The organism is Undibacterium sp. Ji83W (assembly GCF_049340385.1).
Lineage (GTDB): Bacteria > Pseudomonadota > Gammaproteobacteria > Burkholderiales > Burkholderiaceae_D > Undibacterium.
In genome coordinates this window covers 41594-63969 of sequence record NZ_JBMPOZ010000001.1, presented here as the reverse complement: position 1 = coordinate 63969, position 22376 = coordinate 41594, and the positions used below count along the sequence as shown (strand labels likewise).

Annotated in this window: 18 protein-coding genes and 1 tRNA gene; 12 read left to right on the top strand and 7 right to left on the bottom strand. The window is 49.7% G+C overall.

The annotated features are described in order from the left end of the window. The first annotated feature begins 2 nt into the window (after window positions 1-2). Together carB and greA are read left to right on the top strand one after the other, a co-directional pair. Complete coding sequence (gene carB / locus ACO0LD_RS00270) at window positions 3-3221, top strand: carbamoyl-phosphate synthase large subunit (RefSeq protein ID WP_423002630.1); 3219 nt, start codon at window positions 3-5, stop codon at window positions 3219-3221. A gap of 129 nt (window positions 3222-3350) precedes the next feature. Beyond that, the gene (gene greA, locus ACO0LD_RS00265) at window positions 3351-3827 is read left to right on the top strand and encodes a transcription elongation factor GreA (protein ID WP_423002628.1); all 477 of its coding nucleotides are present in this window, start codon (window positions 3351-3353) and stop codon (window positions 3825-3827) included. A 152-nt stretch (window positions 3828-3979) separates the two neighbouring features. On the opposite strand, the gene ACO0LD_RS00260 is transcribed toward greA, so the two are convergent. Next, on the bottom strand, window positions 3980-4456 hold the full coding sequence (locus tag ACO0LD_RS00260) for a YhbY family RNA-binding protein (protein WP_110253841.1): 477 nt from the start codon (window positions 4454-4456) through the stop codon (window positions 3980-3982). 32 nt (window positions 4457-4488) lie between these two features. On the opposite strand from ACO0LD_RS00260, the gene ACO0LD_RS00255 reads away from it, so the two are divergent. The 5 genes from ACO0LD_RS00255 (at window position 4489) to ACO0LD_RS00235 (ending at window position 9622) form a co-directional block, all read left to right on the top strand. Further along, window positions 4489-5133, top strand: coding sequence for an RlmE family RNA methyltransferase (locus ACO0LD_RS00255; protein WP_423002626.1), 645 nt, complete (start codon window positions 4489-4491; stop codon window positions 5131-5133). A 123-nt stretch (window positions 5134-5256) separates the two neighbouring features. After that, window positions 5257-7146 carry an ATP-dependent zinc metalloprotease FtsH gene (gene ftsH / locus ACO0LD_RS00250; protein WP_423002624.1) on the top strand — a complete coding sequence of 630 codons (1890 nt, stop codon included), beginning with the start codon at window positions 5257-5259 and terminating at the stop codon, window positions 7144-7146. An 85-nt stretch (window positions 7147-7231) separates the two neighbouring features. Further along, complete coding sequence (gene folP, locus ACO0LD_RS00245; RefSeq protein ID WP_423002622.1) at window positions 7232-8071, top strand: dihydropteroate synthase; 840 nt, start codon at window positions 7232-7234, stop codon at window positions 8069-8071. Between the two features lie 14 nt (window positions 8072-8085). Continuing rightward, complete coding sequence (glmM, locus tag ACO0LD_RS00240; protein ID WP_423002620.1) at window positions 8086-9432, top strand: phosphoglucosamine mutase; 1347 nt, start codon at window positions 8086-8088, stop codon at window positions 9430-9432. 113 nt (window positions 9433-9545) lie between these two features. Further along, window positions 9546-9622, top strand: a tRNA-Arg gene (locus ACO0LD_RS00235). Window positions 9623-9686: 64 nt separating this feature from the next. Here the strand turns inward: ACO0LD_RS00235 and ACO0LD_RS00230 are convergent. Continuing rightward, window positions 9687-10580, bottom strand: a complete 894-nt coding sequence (locus ACO0LD_RS00230; RefSeq protein WP_423002618.1) for a WYL domain-containing protein — start codon at window positions 10578-10580, stop codon at window positions 9687-9689. A 188-nt stretch (window positions 10581-10768) separates the two neighbouring features. On the opposite strand from ACO0LD_RS00230, the gene ACO0LD_RS00225 reads away from it, so the two are divergent. Both ACO0LD_RS00225 and ACO0LD_RS00220 read left to right on the top strand, forming a co-directional pair. Further along, window positions 10769-11851: a metallophosphoesterase gene (locus ACO0LD_RS00225; RefSeq protein ID WP_423002616.1), complete on the top strand. Its 1083-nt coding sequence runs from the start codon at window positions 10769-10771 to the stop codon at window positions 11849-11851. A 378-nt stretch (window positions 11852-12229) separates the two neighbouring features. Continuing rightward, on the top strand, window positions 12230-13846 hold the full coding sequence (locus tag ACO0LD_RS00220) for a methyl-accepting chemotaxis protein (protein WP_423002614.1): 1617 nt from the start codon (window positions 12230-12232) through the stop codon (window positions 13844-13846). Window positions 13847-13905: 59 nt separating this feature from the next. Here the strand turns inward: ACO0LD_RS00220 and ACO0LD_RS00215 are convergent, their stop codons facing one another. Genes ACO0LD_RS00215 through wrbA form a run of 3 tightly spaced genes read right to left on the bottom strand, consistent with a single transcriptional unit; the run spans window position 13906 to window position 16372 of the window. Further along, complete coding sequence (locus ACO0LD_RS00215) at window positions 13906-15357, bottom strand: FAD-binding oxidoreductase (protein ID WP_423002612.1); 1452 nt, start codon at window positions 15355-15357, stop codon at window positions 13906-13908. A gap of 5 nt (window positions 15358-15362) precedes the next feature. Further along, window positions 15363-15764: a DUF2069 domain-containing protein gene (locus ACO0LD_RS00210; RefSeq protein WP_423002610.1), complete on the bottom strand. Its 402-nt coding sequence runs from the start codon at window positions 15762-15764 to the stop codon at window positions 15363-15365. Then, window positions 15761-16372, bottom strand: coding sequence for an NAD(P)H:quinone oxidoreductase (gene wrbA / locus ACO0LD_RS00205; protein ID WP_423002608.1), 612 nt, complete (start codon window positions 16370-16372; stop codon window positions 15761-15763). The genes ACO0LD_RS00210 and wrbA overlap by 4 nt, the downstream gene beginning before the upstream one ends. 74 nt (window positions 16373-16446) lie before the next feature. On the opposite strand from wrbA, the gene ACO0LD_RS00200 reads away from it, so the two are divergent. Both ACO0LD_RS00200 and ACO0LD_RS00195 read left to right on the top strand, forming a co-directional pair. Beyond that, window positions 16447-17700, top strand: coding sequence for a YihY family inner membrane protein (locus ACO0LD_RS00200; protein ID WP_423002606.1), 1254 nt, complete (start codon window positions 16447-16449; stop codon window positions 17698-17700). Then, a complete protein-coding gene (locus ACO0LD_RS00195; RefSeq protein WP_423002604.1) occupies window positions 17701-18771 on the top strand; it encodes a GNAT family N-acetyltransferase in 1071 nt (356 codons plus the stop codon). It begins immediately after the preceding gene. 18 nt (window positions 18772-18789) lie between these two features. On the opposite strand, the gene ACO0LD_RS00190 is transcribed toward ACO0LD_RS00195, so the two are convergent. Then, window positions 18790-20208, bottom strand: coding sequence for an undecaprenyl-phosphate glucose phosphotransferase (locus tag ACO0LD_RS00190; RefSeq protein WP_423002602.1), 1419 nt, complete (start codon window positions 20206-20208; stop codon window positions 18790-18792). Between the two features lie 79 nt (window positions 20209-20287). Then, the gene (locus ACO0LD_RS00185) at window positions 20288-21205 is read right to left on the bottom strand and encodes a glycosyltransferase (protein WP_423002600.1); all 918 of its coding nucleotides are present in this window, start codon (window positions 21203-21205) and stop codon (window positions 20288-20290) included. Window positions 21206-21411: 206 nt separating this feature from the next. On the opposite strand from ACO0LD_RS00185, the gene ACO0LD_RS00180 reads away from it, so the two are divergent. After that, window positions 21412-22371 (top strand): polysaccharide biosynthesis/export family protein, encoded by a 960-nt coding sequence (locus tag ACO0LD_RS00180; protein ID WP_423002598.1) that lies wholly within the window; start codon window positions 21412-21414, stop codon window positions 22369-22371. Window positions 22372-22376: the final 5 nt, after the last annotated feature.

Genomic DNA, 22376 nt, shown 5'->3' with positions numbered 1-22376 from the left:
GAATGCCAAAACGTAACGACATAAAAAGTATTTTGATTATCGGCGCTGGCCCCATCATCATTGGCCAGGCTTGCGAATTCGATTATTCCGGCGCACAGGCCTGCAAGGCTTTGCGTGAAGAAGGTTACCGCGTGATTCTGGTCAACAGCAATCCGGCGACCATCATGACTGACCCGGAAATGGCCGATGTGACTTACATCGAGCCTATCACCTGGCAAGTCGTCGAACGCATCATCGATAAGGAAAAACCTGATGCGATTCTGCCGACCATGGGTGGCCAGACTGCACTGAATTGCGCACTTGATCTGCATCGCAATGGCGTGCTGACCAAATACAATTGCGAACTCATCGGTGCTTCACCAGAAGCTATCGACAAGGCTGAAGACCGCCTGAAATTCAAGAACGCCATGACCAAGATTGGTCTGGGTTCTGCACGTTCCGGCGTAGCCCATACTATGGATGAAGCCTGGGTTGTGCAAAAGGATGTTGGCTTCCCTGTTATCATCCGTCCATCGTTCACCATGGGTGGTACGGGTGGTGGTATTGCCTATAATCCAGAAGAATTCGAGACCATTTGCAAGCGCGGTCTGGAAGCATCGCCTACCAACGAATTGCTGATTGAAGAATCGCTGATAGGCTGGAAAGAGTATGAGATGGAAGTCGTGCGCGACAAGGCCGACAACTGCATCATCGTCTGCTCCATCGAAAACCTTGACCCTATGGGTGTGCATACCGGTGACTCCATCACGGTGGCACCGGCGCAGACACTGACCGACAAAGAATACCAGATCATGCGTAATGCCTCTTTGGCAGTGCTGCGTGAAATTGGTGTTGATACTGGTGGTTCCAATGTGCAGTTTTCCATCAACCCTGCTGATGGCCGCATGATCGTCATTGAGATGAATCCGCGCGTGTCGCGTTCATCTGCGCTGGCATCGAAAGCGACTGGTTTCCCAATCGCTAAAATTGCTGCCAAGCTGGCAGTTGGTTTCACGCTGGATGAATTGCGTAATGAAATTACTGGCGGTGCTACGCCAGCTTCTTTCGAGCCTTCGATTGATTACGTCGTCACCAAGATCCCGCGTTTCGCATTTGAAAAATTCCCTCAGGCAGATAACCGCCTGACGACGCAGATGAAATCTGTTGGCGAAGTGATGGCGATTGGCCGTACCTTCCAGGAATCTTTCCAGAAAGCCCTGCGTGGCCTGGAAGTTGGCGTCGATGGCATGAATGAAAAAACCCAGGACCGTGAAACCCTGGAAAAAGAACTCGGTGAGCCTGGACCTGACCGCATCTGGTATGTCGGCGATGCTTTTGCCCAGGGCTTTACGCTGGAAGAAGTACATCAACTGACGCATATCGATCCATGGTTCCTGGTGCAGATCAAGGATATCGTGGATATTGAATTGTGGCTGGATGAGCAGTCACTCGACAGCGTCGATAAAGCCCTGATGCTGCAACTGAAGCAAAAAGGTTTCTCTGACCGCCGTCTGGCAAAATTGCTGAAAACGACTGACACAGCGATTCGTGAAAAGCGCAAGGCTTTGAACGTGAGCCCAGTCTACAAGCGCGTTGATACTTGCGCCGGTGAATTCGCCACGAATACAGCTTACATGTATTCGACGTACGAAGAAGAGTGCGAATCGAATCCTACCGACAAGAAAAAAATCATGGTATTGGGCGGTGGCCCTAACCGTATCGGCCAGGGTATTGAGTTCGATTATTGCTGCGTGCATGCGGCATTTGCACTGCGCGAAGATGGTTATGAAACCATCATGGTCAACTGCAATCCTGAAACTGTTTCTACTGATTACGACACCTCCGATCGTCTGTATTTTGAACCATTGACGCTGGAAGATGTGCTGGAGATCGTTGAAAAAGAAAAGCCGGTCGGCGTCATCGTGCAATACGGTGGTCAGACACCTTTGAAGCTCGCTCTCGATTTGGAAGCCAATGGCGTGCCTATCGTTGGTACTTCACCAGACATGATCGATGCTGCTGAAGATCGCGAACGCTTCCAGAAAATGCTGCAAGACCTGGGCTTGCGTCAGCCGCCTAACCGTACTGCGCGTACTGAAACTGATGCGCTGGCATTGGCACAAGAGATTGGTTATCCGCTGGTGGTGCGTCCATCTTATGTGCTTGGTGGCCGTGCGATGGAAATCGTCCATGAGCAACGTGATCTTGAGCGCTATATGCGTGAAGCCGTCAAGGTATCCCATGATTCTCCAGTTTTGCTTGATCGCTTCCTGAATGATGCGATTGAAGTTGACGTTGATTGCCTGTCTGATGGTGAGCGTACCTTCATCGGTGGCGTCATGGAACATATCGAACAGGCAGGCGTGCACTCTGGTGACTCCGCATGTTCCTTGCCACCATATTCCCTGTCACAAGAGACCATTGCTGAACTCAAGCGCCAGACTGCCTTGATGGCTAAAGGTTTGAATGTTGTCGGCCTGATGAATGTGCAGTTTGCGATTCAGCAGCAAGAGGGTAAAGATGTCGTGTTCGTGCTGGAAGTGAACCCGCGTGCATCACGTACCGTGCCTTATGTATCCAAGGCCACTGGCTTGCAACTGGCGAAGATTGCTGCCCGTTGCATGGTTGGTCAGTCTCTCGATTCACAAGGAATAGGTGCGGAGGTCGTGCCACCATACTTCAGTGTCAAGGAGGCGGTATTCCCGTTCGTGAAATTCCCAGGCGTTGATACTATCCTCGGCCCTGAGATGAAATCGACTGGTGAAGTCATGGGTGTAGGTAAAACCTTTGGTGAAGCCTTTGTGAAATCACAATTGGGTGCGGGCGTGAAATTGCCAACTTCCGGCAAGGTTTTCCTGAGCATCAAGAACAGTGATAAACCACGTGGCGTGAAAGTGGCCCGTGATCTGGTTGAGATGGGCTTCTCCATCGTTGCTACCCGTGGTACGGCAACGGCGATAGCGGCTGAAGGCATCCCGGTGTCGATCGTGAACAAGGTTGTTGAAGGTCGCCCACACGTCGTGGACATGATCAAGAACAATGACATCGCCATGGTCATCAATACTGTGGAAGAAAAGCGCAATGCAATTACAGATTCACGCGCTATTCGTACCTCTGCATTGATTGCCCGTGCAACAACGTTCACGACCATAGCCGGTGCCGAAGCTGCAGTCGAAGGTATGCGCCATCTCAATGAATTACATGTTTATGATTTACAAGGTCTGCATAAAACCTTAAACTGATAGAAATAACAGTGTCCCCGGGCAGTAATCCCAGGGAAGCTTGAACTTCGATACAGAGGTCACAAAGGCATCGGTAGTGCTGGTGTCTGACGTGGCCTCTGTATTTTTACTTTTATGAGTGTGAATGATATGAGTACAGTACCTGTCACCAAGTTCGGCGCAGAATTGCTTAAGAAAGAATTGCATCTTTTAAAGACTAAAGAGCGCCCAAGTGTCATCAATGCGATCGCTGAGGCGCGCGCGCAGGGCGACTTGTCTGAAAATGCCGAGTATGATGCTGCCAAAGAACGTCAGGCGTTCATCGAAGGACGTATTGCCGATCTGGAAGGCAAACTGGGTTCTGCGCAAATCATTGATCCTAGTGCGCTGGACGCAGAAGGTCGCGTCGTATTTGGCTCTACCGTGCATCTGGAAGACCTGGAAACTTCACAAAAAGTCAGTTACCAGATCGTTGGTGAAGATGAGGCCGACCTGAAATTGAGCAAGGTCTCCATTACTTCGCCTATCGCACGTGCCTTGATCGGCAAGTACGCTGGCGATGTGGTTGGCGTGCAAGCACCCGCCGGTGTGCGTGAATATGAAGTGCTGGACGTACTGTACGTTTAGTATTGAGGTTTGTTGAGTTTATATTCGGTAAATGAATATGAGTAGATGTAAAGCGATGTAGAGTGACTTGAAAGACGTATTCTCAGGCAGAAATATTACCCGGCCTGGTTTGGCCGGGTTGAGTACTGATCAGATATCAGAGGTATTCAGGCTCAGCTATTGGCAAGCGATGATTTTTTTGCACTGCTTTGACGTGGTTTTGCACGTTTGATATTGCCGCCCTGGGTAACACGTTCATTACCTTTGACCATGACTTTGGATACAGTCGGTTTTTTGGTTCCACTTGGGCTAGGCTTGACGATAGTAACTTCGCGCATGCCTTTACCTTTTTTAACCAGTTTGGTTTCTTTTGTGCCTTCCAGTTTTGGACGGTAAACCACCAAAAGTTTACCTATATGTTGTACTGGGGCTGCATTCAGCTCGGCGCAGATGGTATCGTACATACCTATGCGTGCTTCTCTATCATCGCCAAATACGCGTACCTTGATCAGGCCATGGGCATTCAGGCCAGCATCAATTTCTTTGATAACAGCAGGAGTCAATCCAGCTTCGCCGATTAATACGATAGGTTTCAGTGCATGTGCTTCGGAGCGGAGTTCGCTTCTTTCAGCGGGCGTAAGTTTTAACATAGTAATTCCTTTAAAAGCAGTATTTTACGCGAATGGCAAAGAATAAATTCAATCAAAATTGGGTTCACGACCATATTAATGATCCTTATGTGAAACTTGCACAAAAGGAAGGCTATCGTGCGCGCGCCGTTTACAAGCTAAAAGAAATAGATGAATCTGAAAAACTGATACGTCCAGGGCAAATTATTGTTGATTTGGGTGCAACACCTGGTAGCTGGTCACAGTATGTAAGGAATAAGCTGGCAGGTAAAGAAGGTGGCGGCATCACGGGCGAAATTTTTGCCCTCGACCTGTTACCTATGGACCCTATCGCTGACGTGCAATTCATACAAGGCGATTTTCGTGAAGATGAAGTGCTGGATCAATTGGAATCTAAATTGTTAGGGCGCAAAGTTGACTTGGTTTTATCAGATATGGCCCCAAATCTGTCTGGTAACTCAACCGTTGACTCTGCCCGTGTCGAATATATTATTGAATTGGCAGTCACTTTTTCCAAGGCACATCTCAAACCAGGTGGTGCTTTGCTGGTGAAATGCTTCCACGGACCTAGCTATAACAACATTTTCACACTATTTAAAGATGAATTCAAAACAGTGGTCAATAAGAAGCCAAAAGCCAGTAAAGACAAGTCTTCCGAGATATTTTTGCTCGGCAGAGGCTTGAAAAACCCCGAATAATTGCATTTACCTCTTGATAATCATCAATATCGCCAACATATGCTGGCTAGCAAGCTCTACCCAATGGGGGTAGAATGAACGTTTACAGTATCAAATGGCGCATCCTGCCTTCAAGGAGTTCTCGTGAATAATATGTTTTCAAAAGCTGCTATATGGGTGGTTGTTGCCCTGGTGCTTTTTACACTTTTTAAGCAGTTTGATGGAAAAGGTATCGGTGCTGGCGTTAAGTCCATCCCGTATTCCGAGTTCCTGGATGAGGTCAAATCCAAGCACATCAAGGATGCCACCATCGATGAAGCCAATCGCTCCATCGTGGCGACCAATTCTGAAGGCATTAAAGTCAAATCCCAGATCACAGTGCTCGACAAGGGCTTGATCCGTGATTTGGTGGACAGTGGCGTCAAGTTTGATGTCAAACAGCCTGAAGAGCAGTCTTTCCTGTCTCAAGTCTTCATTTCCTGGTTCCCGATGCTGTTGCTGATCGGCGTCTGGGTATTCTTTATGCGCCAGATGCAGGGTGGCGGTAAAGGTGGTGCGTTCTCCTTTGGTAAATCCAAAGCCAGGATGCTGGATGACACTAATAATAACGTCACCTTTGCCGACGTCGCAGGTTGCGATGAAGCCAAGGAAGAAGTCAGCGAAATCGTTGATTTCTTGCGCGACCCTACCAAATTCCAAAAACTGGGTGGTCGTATTCCACGCGGCGTGCTGATGGTTGGTCCTCCAGGTACTGGTAAAACTTTGATTGCCCGTGCGATTGCGGGCGAGGCAAAAGTGCCTTTCTTCACCATCTCTGGTTCTGATTTCGTTGAAATGTTCGTCGGTGTAGGTGCTTCCCGCGTTCGTGACATGTTTGAAAACGCCAAAAAACATGCGCCTTGTATCATCTTTATTGATGAGATTGATGCTGTTGGCCGTCATCGCGGTGCCGGTATGGGCGGTGGTAATGATGAGCGCGAACAGACACTGAACCAGATGCTGGTTGAAATGGATGGTTTTGAAGCGAATTCCGGCGTTATCGTGATTGCTGCAACCAACCGTGCTGACGTATTGGATAAAGCTTTGTTGCGCCCCGGTCGTTTTGACCGTCAAGTCTCTGTTGGCTTGCCGGATATTCGTGGCCGCGAACAAATCCTTAATGTTCATATGCGTAAGGTGCCTATCTCTGCTGACGTCAAGGCCGATATTCTGGCGCGTGGTACTCCTGGTTTCTCCGGTGCTGACCTGGCCAATCTGGTCAATGAAGCAGCCTTGTTCGCCGCAAGACGCAATAAGCGTCTGGTCGAAATGATGGATTTTGAAGATGCAAAAGACAAAATCTACATGGGTCCAGAACGTCGTTCCATGGTCATGCGTGAAGATGAGCGCAGGAACACGGCTTATCATGAGTCCGGTCATGCTGTGATCGCCAAACTTCTGCCTAAGGCTGATCCTGTCCATAAAGTCACCATTATGCCGCGTGGTTTTGCCTTGGGTCTGACCTGGCAATTGCCTGAGCATGATCAGATCAGCGGCTACAAAGATAAAATGCTGGAAGAAATTTCCATTTTGTTTGGTGGTCGTATTGCAGAAGAAATTTTCGTTGGCCAAATGTCTACGGGCGCTTCCAACGACTTTTCCCGTGCAACCAAGCTGGCACGTTCGATGGTGACGCGCTTTGGTATGTCTGACAGCATGGGTGTGATGGTCTATGAAGATAGTCAGAGTGAAGGTTATTTTGGCGGTCCATCCAAGACTATTTCCGAGGCAACTCAGCAAAAAGTGGATGCGGAAATTCGCAGTATTCTGGATACCCAATATGCTTTGTCTCGTAAACTTCTGGAAGAAAACCGCGACAAGGTAGAAGCCATGACCAAGGCCTTGCTGGATTGGGAAACCATCGATGCAGACCAGGTCAATGACATCATGAATGGTGTGGACCCACGTCCGCCAAAACAAGGACAAACGAGCAGCCGTCCTTCTTCTGGTAGCTCTTCTGGTGGCGTATCTCCAAGCGCAACTGCACCAGCCTGAGCTGACGTACAAAAAATACACAATTAATTTTTGAATTTCTTGTACAAGGGTGGGGATTATTCCTCACCCTTAGTCTTTTTAAAAAATGAAATATTTCCAATGTGGCCGTTTTCGCTATCCTTTGAGCGGAACACAAGCCAGAACCCTGGTCATGGGCGTGCTGAACATCACGCCTGATTCTTTTTCTGATGGCGGCAAATACCTGAACCTGGAAAGCGCAATCGCCCGCGCTGAACAGATGATAGAAGATGGCGTCGATATCATCGACATCGGTGGTGAATCCAGCCGCCCAGGCTCTGCCCCTTTGCCGCTGGACGAAGAATTGAACCGGGTCATGCCTGTGATCTATGCTTTGCGCGATTGTGGCAAACCCTTGTCCATAGACACGTATAAGCCGCAAGTCATGCGAGAGGCGCTGATTGCTGGTGTCGACATGATCAATGATATCCAGGGTTTTCGCTCACCTGAATCTATCGCTGCCGTGCAAAATGCAGATGCTGCCTTATGCGTCATGCATATGCAAAATACGCCTGAAGACATGCAAGTTAGCCCCGATTATATTGATGTCAATCAGGACGTAACGCGCTTTTTGCGTGAGCGCATGAAAGCGCTGGAAGATGCAGGTGTGGAAGCAAATCGTATTTGCCTTGACCCCGGTTTTGGTTTTGGCAAAACTTTGGAACATAATGTGGCCATGTTCAGGCACTTGCATCAATTCCAGCAAGAGCTGGGCTTGCCTGTGCTGGTTGGCGTATCCCGCAAATCCATGATAGGTGGCTTGACGGGCAGGGCGGCGCCAGAACGCATGGCAGGCAGCATCGCCGCAGCCCTGCTGGCAAAACAAATGGGCGCAAACATTATTCGTGTGCATGACGTGGCAGAAACTGTCGATGCATACAAAATCTGGGATGTATTATCCCCTTGATGGGCAGGAAGAATATGAGCAGAAAATATTTTGGTACCGATGGTATACGCGGCAAAGTGGGTGTTGCACCAATTACGCCTGATTTTGTCATGCGTCTGGGCTTTGCTGCAGGCAAGGTGCTGGCGCAAGCCAATGTCACTGGCGATGCCCGCCCCACAGTCTTGATAGGCAAGGACACCCGCATCTCAGGCTATTTGCTGGAAGCGTCGCTGGAAGCCGGCTTTGCCGCAGCAGGTGTCGATGTCATGCTCTCAGGCCCTGCTCCAACTCCGGCAGTGGCTTACCTGACACGTGCATTGCGCCTGTCTGCGGGCGTCGTTATTTCCGCTTCACATAATCCCTTTGATGACAATGGCATCAAGTTTTTTTCTGCCAATGGCAACAAGCTGGCCGATGAAGTTGAATTGGCCATCGAAGCCGAACTTGAACGCCCCATGCAATGCGTGAGTTCAGAAAAACTCGGCAAAGCGCGCCGCTTGAGTGATGCCAATGGGCGCTACATCGAATTTTGCAAAAGCACGTTCCCGGCAGAACTGGATCTGCGCGGTTTGAAAATTGTTGTCGATTGTGCCCATGGTGCCGCCTACGATATCGCCCCGCATGTTTTCCATGAACTGGGTGCGGATGTCATCGCCATCGGCAATCAACCGAATGGCCTCAATATCAATGATAAGGTCGGGGCGACATCGCCTGACGCCTTGTCCCTGGCCGTACGTGCCAACCATGCTGACCTGGGGATTGCCCTGGATGGTGATGCCGACCGCCTGCTGATGGTAGATAAGCACGGCAAGATTTATAACGGTGACCAGCTCCTGTACCTGATGGTTCTCGATCGTATGGCGATCGGTAAAGTTGATGGCGTGGTCGGTACCTTGATGACGAATATGGCAGTCGAAGTCGCCTTCAAAAAACTGGGTGTAGGCTTTGCCCGCGCCAAAGTAGGCGACCGCTATGTGCTGGAGCAAATGCAGGAACGCGGCTGGCTCTTGGGGGGGGAAGGTTCAGGCCATCTCCTGTGCCTGGACAAGCATACTACCGGTGATGGCATAGTTTCAGCCTTGCAGGTGTTGTCTGCATTAAGGCGCAATGGCAAAAACCTGGATGAATGCTTTGATGATCTGGAGTTATTCCCGCAGACCTTATTGAACATTAAAGTACCCGCTGGTTTCGACTGGCAAAAAAATGAGAAACTGGTTGCCGAGAAACAAGTGGTTGAAGCCGAACTGGCAGACCGGGGCAGGGTGCTGATACGCGCATCCGGCACCGAACCTTTGGTGCGCGTCATGGTTGAAGCGGAAGACGCAGAACTGGCATCGACTACTGCACGCCGCCTGGCAGATTGCATTCCACCAGCAATCTAAGTAAATTCGCTGTCAGAAGTGGTTTCATTCTTGAAAGTGAGAGCGATACCATGTACTATTCAGCCTTCAGTTTTTGGGCTTGCAAACATCAGTTTTGCTAGCCATCAACAAGACTGTCCATAGCTCAGTTGGATAGAGCACGAGCCTTCTAAGCTCGGGGTCGCACGTTCGATTCGTGCTGGACAGGCCAACAGATTCAAAGACTTAGCCCAGATTACAATTCTGGGCTTTTTCGTTTTCTGAACACTCAATTCCTATAGCTCTTTCGTTTCCTGATAGCCCGGTGCCAACACTGCATTTTTTACACCATCAAGTACACTCAGATCAGCCAGTTTCAATCTGAAGTTGGTTCCATCAAGTTTGCTATCCGCTGAGCAATCGACTTGCCACAGGCGCAGAACATAGCCAGCGATGGCTGCGCGCAATTTGATTTGCAACTTGCCGTCCGTCATGCCGTAGTCGCGCATGATGGACTCTGGGTGGGGATGCGAGGGATGTGGCTGTAGTTCAATATGGCTTATTTGTTGCCATTGTTTATCGGCAGTGAGTCGCTCATGCTCTTGCACTGCATGGTTTGGGTCACCTTGCTGTATGTTGATGATGTCATCCATGCGTGTCAGTACCAGATCGCGGAATTCACGCTTGCTTCGGTCGTATGCCCGCACATGCCAGCGCAAGCCAGAATCTACCAGTGCCAGTGGGACAATTTCCCTGATGGATGGGCCGGTTTTCATTGAGTGATAGGTAAGTCTGAGCGGATATTGGCCGCGAATGGCGCGAGTTACCATTGCCAATTCTCGCAGTGCAGGTTGATTCAGGCGGCTGGGAATATCGTGCTGTAAAAGTGCTTCACCTGTACTGCGTTCGCCATCGCCAAATCCAGAGCACAGCGCAGATAATATCCTGTCTGGCTGATGTTGAAAGAGTGGCTGGAAGCTGTCCCGGTAGTGATACATTTTTCCTTGATACATCACATTGTCGGGGGCCAGTTCCCGGTACAAAACCAGGTCGCGTGTGCCCGCCGCCGACGCTATGCCAAAGCGATCCATGACGCCTTTGCGCGTTACTGTCCCCAGAAACCACAATTGAAATTCTATATATGCCAGCCGTTCGCGCTGGGCAGCAGGTAGTGTGTGCAAATGCATCATTGTTATTGGATGGTAAGTTATCACTGAAAATATTTTACCATCGAATCAATTTGATGCTATCATTTATATGAGATCAGATTGATTCGATGCGTATTTTCATTAAAACCAATCATGCCGCAGCTTGAGCTTTGAGTTCTGATGTTTCTAGTGCAAACCTGTGTTGGTAAGATCAGATAAAAAGGATAGTGATGAGCTTGATTCAAAAACTGCCACCTGGCCCGCTTGATATTATTGGCGATATCCATGGCGAATATGATGCACTTACTAACTTGCTGCAACATCTTGGCTATGATGCAGATGGCGGGCACAAGGATGGGCGCAGCCTGGTTTTTGTCGGGGATTTCTGTGACCGTGGCCCGGATAGTCCCGCCGTACTAGCACTAGTTGAGCGTCTGATCAGAACGGGCAGCGCAGTGGCGGTATTGGGTAACCATGAAATGAATCTTTTGCGCGGCAGCGCGAAAGATGGTGCGGGCTGGTTTTTTGATGAGAGGGTGACTTGGGATGAACCCAAGTACGCACCCTTCAAGCGGCTTGATGCTGCAAAAAAAGCGGACACTATTGCTTTTCTATTGTCTTTGCCTATCGCTCTGGAGCGGGATGATCTGCGTGTGGTTCATGCCGCCTGGATCCCTGAGTATCTGGAACAGATACGTCATTTGTCTATTGGTAATGTCATAGAAAATGATCGTCGGTGGGATGCTGACACGCATCAACTGGCGCAGGAATTAAAAATGTCCATGCAGGCGGAGTTGGCGGCTCATCTACCGGGTTTGGAAAATCCACATCATGAACCGCCTTTTATGCATGCACATGCTGCTCACGATGCGCTGATGCAGATGCATAATCCTTTGCGCGTGTTGACTTCCGGTGTTGAATGTAAATGGCATACGCCATTTTATTCAGGCGGCAAATGGCGTTTCGTCGGACGTGTGCAGTGGTGGAAAGATTATGATGAACAGGTACCTGTCGTTGTTGGCCATTACTGGCGTCGTTTTCATTCATTTGATCGTTCCCACGTTGGTAAAGGGGGAGAGGATTTGTTTGAAGATACCTCACCTCTGGCATGGCATGGCAAGCACCGCAATGTGTATTGCGTGGATTTTTCTGTTGGTGGTCGTTGGGCGGCGAGAAAAAACCAGGATTTCCCTGAATCGGATTGCAAATTGGCTGCCTTGCAATGGCCGGAACGTTTGTTGCGTTTTGACGATGGGCAGGCAATTTCCACCACTTCGTTCAAGACTCCTGAATGTGTAACTGCTAAAGCGTAGTTTTTAAGAGTGAAAACCAGGGGTTTCGTACCTTGCCTGCAAGCGTTTACTGTCCATGCATCAAGCGCTTATTTCAAACCGATGTTGCAATTCGCCATCATTGCCGCATTTGCTCAGCCTGTCTTTCAGGCTATACTCTGATCAAGCAATACCTCTTGTGAAGCAGGGAATTTGATCAGGATTCTATGCGAGCATAATCAAATTGTTATTACTCGTTGCAATTTGAAGCAGGGTTTTTCTGAAGTTTTTCATGTTGAAAATATAAAAATTAGAATGCATGGGGACGTAAAAAAGAGGGTGAACATGCCCCCGCGATTTTTTCTTTTCATGTGAGTCTGATTTCCACCCTCCGTCTCTTTCGGATACTCAGGAAAATGTATGAATCAATTGTCGCGTTTGAAGATTAGCGGTCGCCTGGCCCTGGGTTTTGGTCTGGTCATTTTGCTGTCCTGCGGTCTGCTCGTTCTTGGTTTGTTCCGGCTCAGTCAGTTACAGGCTTCAACTGACTATATTTTCAATACCAAGGTTGCCAGCCTGGATGCAGCCACTGATATGCGCGAGCAAGGTCGGGCGCTAGCTTTAGTGTTGCGGAAAATGACAGCGCCCAGCGACATGGCTGAAGCAGATCGTGAAACTAAAAAACTGGCCAAGATACTGGAAGGCTATGATGCTTCCGAACTCGCAGCAAAAAAACTGATCGACGACAAAGACGGAAAAGATACGCTGCAAAATTCTGTTGATCAAAAACGCCAGGTGCTGGCGATTGCCAACAAAATCAAAGGCCTGGTTGCAGAAGGGAATTATTTCGATGCGGCCTCGGTATTGCAGACAGAATTTAATGCGCCAAATGAAAAATGGATGCAGGCTCTAACCGAGTTGGCCAGCCAGCAGCACAAGGCCATGAAAACGGCATATGATGAATCCCTGACTAATTACAAAAATGCCAGGCTGGGCATGCTGATCATCGGCGTTCTGACGATAGTGATAGGTTCTATCGCTGCCTGGTTGATTGCCAGAACCATTGCCGGTCCTATCAAACGTGCCGCCATTATCGCGGATCAAATTGCCAATGGTGATTTAACGCAGCACGTGGACGCAAGTGGCACCGATGAAATAGGTGACTTGCTGCATTCCTTGCAGATGATGCAGGAAAACCTCTTGAATACGATCTCCAAGATCAAGACAGGTACCGAAACCATCACCGTTGCCTCCCAAGAAATCGCCTCTGGCAACGCCGATTTGTCCAGTCGCACAGAATCACAAGCCAGCTCCCTGGAAGAAACAGCCAGTTCCATGGAAGAACTGACTAGTACCGTCAGGCAAAATGCCGACAATGCGCGCCAGGCAAATCAATTGGTGGTATCTGCATCCGGCGTCGCCGTCAAAGGTGGTGCTGTGGTTGGCCAAGTGGTGAGTACCATGGGCTCGATCAAGGAAAGCTCGCGCAAGATTGTTGACATCATCGGTGTCATTGACGGCATCGCCTTCCAGACCAATATTCTGGCTTTGAATGCAGCGGTAGAGGCTGCCCGTGCAGGTGAGCAGGGTCGTGGCTTTGCCGTGGTCGCCGCAGAAGTGCGTAACCTGGCGCAACGCAGTGCCAGTGCCGCCAAAGAAATCAAGTCCCTCATCAGCGATTCGGTGGACAAAGTCGATCAGGGTAGTAAGCTGGTGGATGAGGCCGGCAAGACCATGGACGAGATCGTCACCAGTGTTCAGCATGTGGCCGACATCATGAGCGAGATCACAGCAGCCAGCCAGGAACAAAGTTCAGGCATAGAACAAGTGAACCTGGCGATCACGCAAATGGATGAAATGACGCAACAGAATGCGGCGCTCGTTGAACAAGCAGCAGCAGCAGCTGAAAGCATGGAAGAGCAGGCGGTAGAATTGGCGCGCGCAGTCAGTGTGTTTCACCTGCCATCCACCATGCAAGTTGCAGAAGTAGCAGGGCCGCAAGCGCGGCGCTTTACGCCACGACAATTAAGTAATTGAAGATTTTGATGCCTCAATGCTGTAAATCGCATTGGGGCATGGTGGGCCATTGAGGCGCACTATAAAACCTTGTCAGGATTCATCAAATTTTGTGGGTCCAGCGCTGTCTTGATGGCACGCATCATGGATAATTCCAGCTCGGATTTATAGAGTTTGATCTCATCCCGCTTCAACATTCCCAGGCCATGTTCGGCAGAAATCGATCCCTTAAATTGATGCACCTGGTCGTGGACTATGCGATTGACTGCTGCTTGTTGCTGGATGAAGTCAACATCGCTGCTGCCATTTGGTGCAGAGACGTTGTAGTGCAAATTTCCATCCCCCATATGACCAAAGCAAACGATCTGGCAGTCGGGAAATGCGCTTGTTAATTCTGCATCCGTGATTTGTATGAAACGGGGGATTTGCGAAACAGGTATGGAAATATCGTGTTTGATATTCTTGCCTTCCTTGGCCTGTGCTTCTGAAATGTGTTCTCGTAGCTGCCATAAAGATTTGGATTGACTGACAGATGTTGCGCAGACGGCATCAGCGGCATGGCCATCATTGATCGCTTGTTCCAAAACCTGCTCCACGAGTGCAATCGCATGGCTTTCTGATTCGTGATCAGATATTTCCACCAACGCATAATAAGGATAGTTGCGAGGATAACGGAGAGGATGGCTGTGCCCGAATGGATGCTGCAGTTGAGGGAAGTGTTTAAGTACCAGTTGCAGGCTGAAGTCAGATATCAATTCAAACGCAGTCAGGGTAGGGCCTAGTGCATACTGACACTGGTTTAACAGCTGCAAGGCATCATCAGCATTTTTTAGTGCGACGAATGCGGTAATTTGCGCGCGTGGCTGTGGGAATAATTTCAGCACTGCGGCAGTGATGATGCCCAGTGTACCTTCAGCACCTATAAACAAGTCGCGTAGGTCATAGCCAGTATTGTCCTTGCGCAGGCCGCGCAAGCCATTCCAGATTTCACCCTGGGCGTTGACGACTTCCAGTCCCAGGCATAATTCCCTGGTATTGCCATAACGTAGAACTGCGGTGCCGCCAGCATTGGTTGAGAGGTTGCCGCCTATGGTGCAACTGCCTTCTGAGGCCAGAGACAGGGGAAATAATCTTTGCTCTGCGCTGGCAGCGTCCTGTACCTGCGCCAGAAGGCAGCCAGCTTCTACAGTGATCGTGTTATTGGCGACATCAACAGCCAGCACACGATTCATGCGTTTCAATGAAATGACCACAGCCTGACCGGACTGGTCGGGTATGCTGCCTAATACCAGGCCAGTATTACCACCCTGAGGCACGCAAGCGACTTGATGTGCTGCGCATAGCCGCACCAGGCTTGCCACTTCATTGGTGGATTGAGGCAACAGCACGGCCAGTGCCTTGCCCAGGTAGCGCTGACGCCAGTCTATCAAATACGGGTATTGGTCGGTTGCATTTGTGATGACGAAATCATTGCCCAGAATGTTGGTGCAGGCGGCAAGAAATTCTGTTTGCACGATATCGACTTGACTCATTTTTATCACTCAGCCGCTGTCTTTGCTGCTTTTGCTTTCACCAGCGCTTTGGCGGCTTTTTTCAAGGGCCGCAAATACAGGATGATGGCGATGAAAAACAACATGGACAGTGCGACCTCTCCACAAGCCAAAGCCATGGAAAGGGGGATACGGTCACTATATGCCCTGACTATGCCCTCGGTGAAATAGAGCCAGATCAGCATGGACGACCACTGCATGGTGTAATTGTCGCGTTTCAATACGCCACGCAAAGGTATTAGCAGTGGCAGGGCCTTGAGTACCATCCATGAGCCACCCGGGCGCAATGGTGCCAAAAACCATTCCCAGCTGATGCAGAGCAGCAGCAAGGCAATCAGACTGGCAGAAGCGAGCAGGTAATATTTTTTTTCTGGTGTTGCCGTGCTCATGCTGAAGCCTGTAATTTTTTGCTGACTTCTGCCAGACGTTTGCCTAATGCGATAGCCAGTTTGCGGCTATCTTCCGAGATAGCTTGCGCGCCGTCCTGACCAGCCCAATGAGTCGCGCCATAGGGGCTGCCACCAGTTGAGGTTGTCATCAGTTCAGCGTGGCTATATGGCAGGCCCAGCATCAGCATGCCATGGTGCATGAGAGGCAGCATCATGCTGAGCAAGGTCGATTCCTGGCCGCCATGCATACTGCCTGTGGAGGTGAATACGCAGGCTGGCTTGCCAGTCAGCGTGCCGGATAACCAGTCGGCTGCCGTGCCATCCAGAAAATACTTTAATGCTGCAGCCATATTTCCAAAGCGGGTAGGGGAGCCCATGGCAAGCCCGGCGCATTCTTTGAGGTCTGACAGTTCCACATACGGCGCACCATCTGCTGGCACGTCAGAGGCCGTTGCTTCTGCTACCGTGGAAACGGCCGGCACTGTGCGCAGGCGGGCATTGCAGCCAGGTACGCTTTCTATACCCTGGGCAATAAATTCTGCCATTTTTCTGGTATTGCCATGCCGTGAGTAAAATAAAACTAAAATCGTGAGTTCTTGTGTAGTCATGCTTGTATTATAGAAGTCTTTTTTCCTGGTTTCTCGTTAAAATCGAGGCATTTATATCTCTAGCTGCAAAAACTATGCGTGGTCTGTCGTGGAAACAAATACTCAATCTCTTCAAATTTGCCCTGCAGCGCTTGCAGGAAGGTCGTTTGCCACAGGTTGCTGGTAGCCTGACTTTTACCACGGTACTGGCCCTGGTACCGATTTTGACCGTGGCTTTTGCCATTTTTACGGCTTTTCCGCTATTTAATACCTTTCGCACTTCGCTGGAGGCGTATTTTATTCAAAGTCTGATGCCCAAAGGGATTTCTAATACCATCCTGGGCTATCTGACGCAATTTGCCACCAAGGCGACCCGTGTTTCTGCCATCAGTGGAGTGGCCTTGATGGTGACAGCCATTACCACCATGGCAATGATAGACAAATCATTCAACCAGATCTGGCAGGTGAAGCGCTCGCGCCCGGCCTTGCAAAGACTGCTGGTGTATTGGGCCATCGTCACTTTGGGGCCTTTGCTGGTTGGTGTTTCTATTTCCAGTACTTCTTATCTATTCACTGCTACTAGTGGTGTGGTTGGTTCTGTGCCGTTTTTAGGGGCTGTATTTTATACCCTGACTTCGATTGCCTTTACAACAGGTGCGTTCACCTTGCTGTATCTGGTGGTGCCAAATCGTTCAGTTGAGTGGCGTGACGCTGCCTGGGGTGGTTTGTTTGCCGCGGTGGCTTTTGAAATTGCCAAACGTATATTTGCCAGCTTCGTCATTCAGTTTCCTACCTATACCATCGTGTATGGTGCCTTGGCGGCCGTTCCGCTGTTTCTGGTCTGGATTTATGTTTCCTGGCTGATCATACTCATAGGTGCGGTCATCGCCGCTGCATTGCCAGTCGTTAAATTTGAGCGCTGGTGGCATGTGCCTACGCCTGGCAGTGCTTTTGAAGATGCCGTCAGTATCTTGCAGGTACTGGTCGATGCCCGTCTGGCTGATGCTACCGCAGCCGTTAGCGTGAATACAATACGTACCGATACCAGATTGGGCATAGATGAAATTGAGGGCTTGCTGGAACGCATGGCAGAAACTGGCTGGGTTGCCAGGGTGAAGGTGGAAACTACGGCTTCACGTAGCCGTTTTTGGTTACGCAAAAACGAAGCAGGGGCTGAATTGTGGATCATGCTGGTTAATCCTGCCAGCTTGCGCTTGTCCGATATTTATCGCCTGTTCGTCTTTGATTCAACACGCGAGAGCCAGTTATCCAGCCTGGTTGATCAAAGTATAGAAAATGGTTTGCAACAAAGCCTGCAGACTTATTTTTATCCGGCGGAGCAGGCTTAAATGAAATTCCGTTTGATCAGCGCAAAAGAACTCGACGCGCCTTTGTCGGCGCGCTGGGCTGAGTTGCGCAGTCAAAACCTTCGCAGTCAAAGCCCTATCTACAATAGTCCTTATTATGCTCCCGCTTTTACCTCCATTATCGCCAATGCCAGGGATGATGCCCGTATCCTGGTAGGCGAAGATGCTGGCATTATCGTGGGTGTGTGGCCTTTTCATGCATTGAGCAGCTTCCGCGCTGTCTCCATCGGTGATTTTCTGGCTGACTATCAGGGGCCGATATGTGAGGCACCCCTGGATTTGCGCATTGCTGATGTCTTGAGCGCGATGCAATGCCGCTACTTCACCTTTAACCACATGCCATCGGATTTGGGAAAGTTCAATCAATATGCATGGACGCAAAGCCAGTCGCATATTCTGGATTTAACGGGTGGATTTGATGCCTATGCGCAGCGCCTGACAGAGAAGCGTGATGCATCACTCTTTAAAAAAGTGGCAACCAATGAGCGCAAACTCAGCAAAAAATTTGGTGAGCTGCGCTTTGAGTTGCAGAGCACCAGCGCTGCTGATTTTGCTGCATTGATCGCTGGTAAGCGTGATCAGTTTCAGCGCACAGTCGGGGTAGAGCACGATATTTTCAGACTGGATTGGGTCAGGCAGGTGATGGACGAAATCAGGGCTGCAAATACGCCTGATTTTGCAGGCATGTTATCGACGCTGTATGCTGGTGACACCCTGATCGCGGCGCATTTTGGTATGCGCTCCAGCAAGGTATTGCATTACTGGTTTCCCTGGTATCACACAGACTTTGCTGAATATTCACCAGGCTTGGTTTTACTGGCGCAATGCGCCAGACATGCTGCTCAAACCGCAATAACTACGATAGATTTGGGCAGGGGAGACCAGGCTTACAAATTACGTTTCGCCACAGGTGCGCATCAACTGTGTGAAGGGGCTGTCAGTTCACCAGCTATCTTGAGCAAAGTGCAGGCTGGTCTCTATCATGGCAAGCAAATGTTGAAAGCATCCAGCCTGGGGCAGCACTTGCGTAAATTACGCCAGGCTGCGAAATAAAATAAGTAAATAAAATACCTAGTATGCGTTTTTATCACCAAGCACAACCTTGATGGTGCGCCAGATAATCACTATATCCAGCCAGATAGACCAGTGCTGGATATAGTAAAGATCATATTCAATACGTTCTTCCATCTTTTCCAGGGTCTCGGTTTCACCACGCAAACCATTGACTTGCGCCCAGCCAGTGATGCCAGGTTTGATCTTGTGGCGGAACATGTAGCCACTGACCAGCTTGCGGTATAACTCATTGTGTTCAACCGCATGGGGGCGCGGCCCGACCAGGCTCATTTCACCCTTGAGTACATTGAATAACTGAGGCAATTCATCCAGGGAAGAACGACGCAGGAAGCGGCCAAACCTGGTGACACGTGGATCGCCAACGGTGGCCTGTACTATGCGCTCATTCGGATTACTTTGACGCATGCTGCGAAATTTGTAGACATTGATAGGGCGGCCCGCTATCCCATACCTGACTTGTTTGAAAAACACAGCCCCGGGTGAGCTCAGTTTGACGCCTATCGCTATCAACAACAATATCGGCGACAAAGCAATCAGCCCAAAGAAAGAGCCGAATAAATCCAGCATGCGCTTGGGCAGGGCAGCCAAGCCTATGAACGGCGTTTCTGTTGAGGCCAGCACCGGGCGGCCAGCCAATTCACGCAATTGTATGCCCGGCATACCAAAAATCAGCGATTCTGGCACAAAGTAAGTGGAAGCGGTGCTGTCCTCCAGAATCGCAATAATTTCTGCCAGTTCTGGTGGTTCCTTGGTGTTCAATCCTATGAAGACCACATCGACATTGACATGACCGGTCTCAGCATCAACTATCCAGGCGGCGGCGTCACTCAAGTCCCCCAGTCTTTCCAGATTGCTGGGTGGGCGCGACTCATTCCTGTTATCAAAGAATCCGACGAAGTCAATTGCAGCCAATGGCGTGTTGCGCAGTGAATCTACCAAGTCAGAGCAGGCTGAATTTGACCAGATCAGCACCGCCTTGCGCCTTCTTGTAGGGTTGGAGTAGTAATACACTGCCAGCTTGCGCATGATCAGCGCAGTGAGCAAAAGCGTGAATGGCGTGGTGAACAGCCAGATCAGCATGATGGCGCGTGACAATCTTTCGGCAGACTTGTCGACATAGGCGCTCATCAGCACGATCATGAAGACCACAAACCAGCGTGCAGTAATGCTGGGGAAGGCGGCCAGGACGTGCTTTTCTTGCAGTGTCCCCAGTAATTGCTGGCTGGAGAAAACGATGATGCTGCTCAGACCAGCAATCAGCATGCGTACGCCAAAAATTTCTATATCACTATGGTCGGAATACAGGATGATGCCAAGTAGCGTCAGATAAGTTGTTATGCCAAACGCAATGCCTGTGAACGCAGCCAGAATTTGCGCTGATTGTGAGGTGTTGGAGGCGGGTGAAGCATTGAGCATGGTTGTGGGGCTTTTCGCTTATATTCCTGGGATTGATGCGCTATAAATTCTTTTCGCACAAATTGCGGCGCACGAATGTTTATTTTTTTTGCCCTGATAATAGTTTCTTGATCTGTCCAAGCTGCCAGCGATGCAGGTGTTCTCTGAATTCTGGGTTGTCATATCTGGGCGCACGTTTAATCGCGGCACCAAGATAGCCAGCAATGATGAGTAAACCACCGATGACAAAGGGTTTCTCACGCATGCGGAAAATGCCTGAGGCCAGGGCATACAGTGGGTGATAGCCCATGAACCAGATACCCCGCCCCCAGCGCAGGCGACCGCGATACACATTCTTGTCAGACGAGCCCATCAGTCGGTGATGCATGAGTATGGCGTCAGTATGCAAAAAGCTTTTGGTCGTCCAGCCCTTCATGCGGGCGGTATGAACATCGATGCCATCCCACAAAACTTCTTCCACAAAACCACCGATTTCTTCAAATGCCGTTCTGCGGTAAAGCTTGAACTGACCAGCGACATGCTCATCGATGATGATTTCTTCTATCTTTTGCCCTTCTTCTTCACGATAGACCTTGCCGGACACAGCGGCCAGCTTGGGTTCAAGGGCAAATTGCTCAAACATGCACTCCAGGTACCTGGGGCCAAAAGACATGTCGCCATCCAGCTTGGCGATATATTCGTAGTCCTGATGCTCAATCTGGGTAATGCCAAATTTAAAGGCGGCGACTACACCGCCACCCACCTTGCGAAAACCACGGTCAGGGCGCTGGACCAGCCTGATAAATGGGTGCTTGGCAGCATATTCGCGCACGATATCAGCAGTACCATCCTGTGAGCCGTCATCGACGATGATCCACTCTACGGGCCTGACTGTTTGCGCTACCATCGAGTCCAGCGTCAGCCTGATCAGGTCGGCTTCATCACGCACCGGCGCAATAATGACCAGAGGGACCACTCTGGCAGGGCTTGCGGATGGCTGTGTGCTCGGGCTTTGCATAATTAGTCTTTCTTACTTTTATTTGCATGTTAACTGAGCTTTGAGTTGCCCACAATTCAATAAAGGTTAATTTTTGTAATTAAATAGCAATGCTATTAATGCTGTACCTTATTGCTACAGGGTTTTGTTGTCCTGACAAAAATTTGCATCTATTCTTACTATTGCAATATAAAATGAAGTTCTTTCTATGAAATGTCCCAAGTCAGATGATAATTTGGTCCAAATTTTCTGCTTATTCTGAAATAACTGCCCGCAAACTGCTGACCGCAGTGCTGGCCTTTGCTTTTATTGGGCAATTGCAAGCGCAAGAAATGAAAACTGTTCCGGCAAATGGCATGAAACTGGAAAGCCAGCTTTTGCAATTGCCCCAGACAGACAGAGTCCCGACACCTGCAAGAAATACTGCGGATGAACTGCCAGCAGGGGCTGCCTCAGATGTCATAGGTGAGGGTGATCAATTACTGATTACCGTATTTGGGCAGCCAGATCTGACTGCCGATGTCACCATAGGGGAGAGTGGTGTCATCACCTTGCCCCTGGTTGGTACGGTAGAAGTCAAGGGTAAGACTGCAACAGAAATTGCCGCCATCTTTGCAAAAAAACTGGAACAAGGGCAGTACATTAAAAACCCAAGAGTTTCCATCAAGGTCATGCAGCAGCTTAGCAGGACTTTTTCTGTGCTGGGTGAGGTATTGCGGCCAGGGCGCTACCCGCTGCAAGGACAAATCAGTATTCTGGAAGCTTTAAGCCTGGCTGGTGGGGTCTCGCAAAAAGGTGAAAAGAGTTTGCGCATATTGCGTCGTGAACCAGGTAAGCCTGCTTCTGAACTGCAAGAGTATGCCTCTATCAAACTGGAGCTGGATGCGACGAAACTGGCACCTGAACTGGCACAAAAAATTCAACCGAATGATGTTTTATTCGTGCCCCAGCAAAAAAACTTTTATGTCTATGGCGAAGTACGCCGCCCTGGCGAATATCCTATGGAAGACGATTTGAATGTCATGCGGGTATTGTCCATAGGTGGTGGTGTTACTGACAGAGGCTCGGTGCGGCGTATCATCATCCATCGCAAAACAGAAACTGGTGAATTGCGCGAAATTTCGTCGGGTATCACTGACAAGGTGTTGCCGGGTGATGTGGTGTTTATCAACGAAAGAATATTCTGACGTCT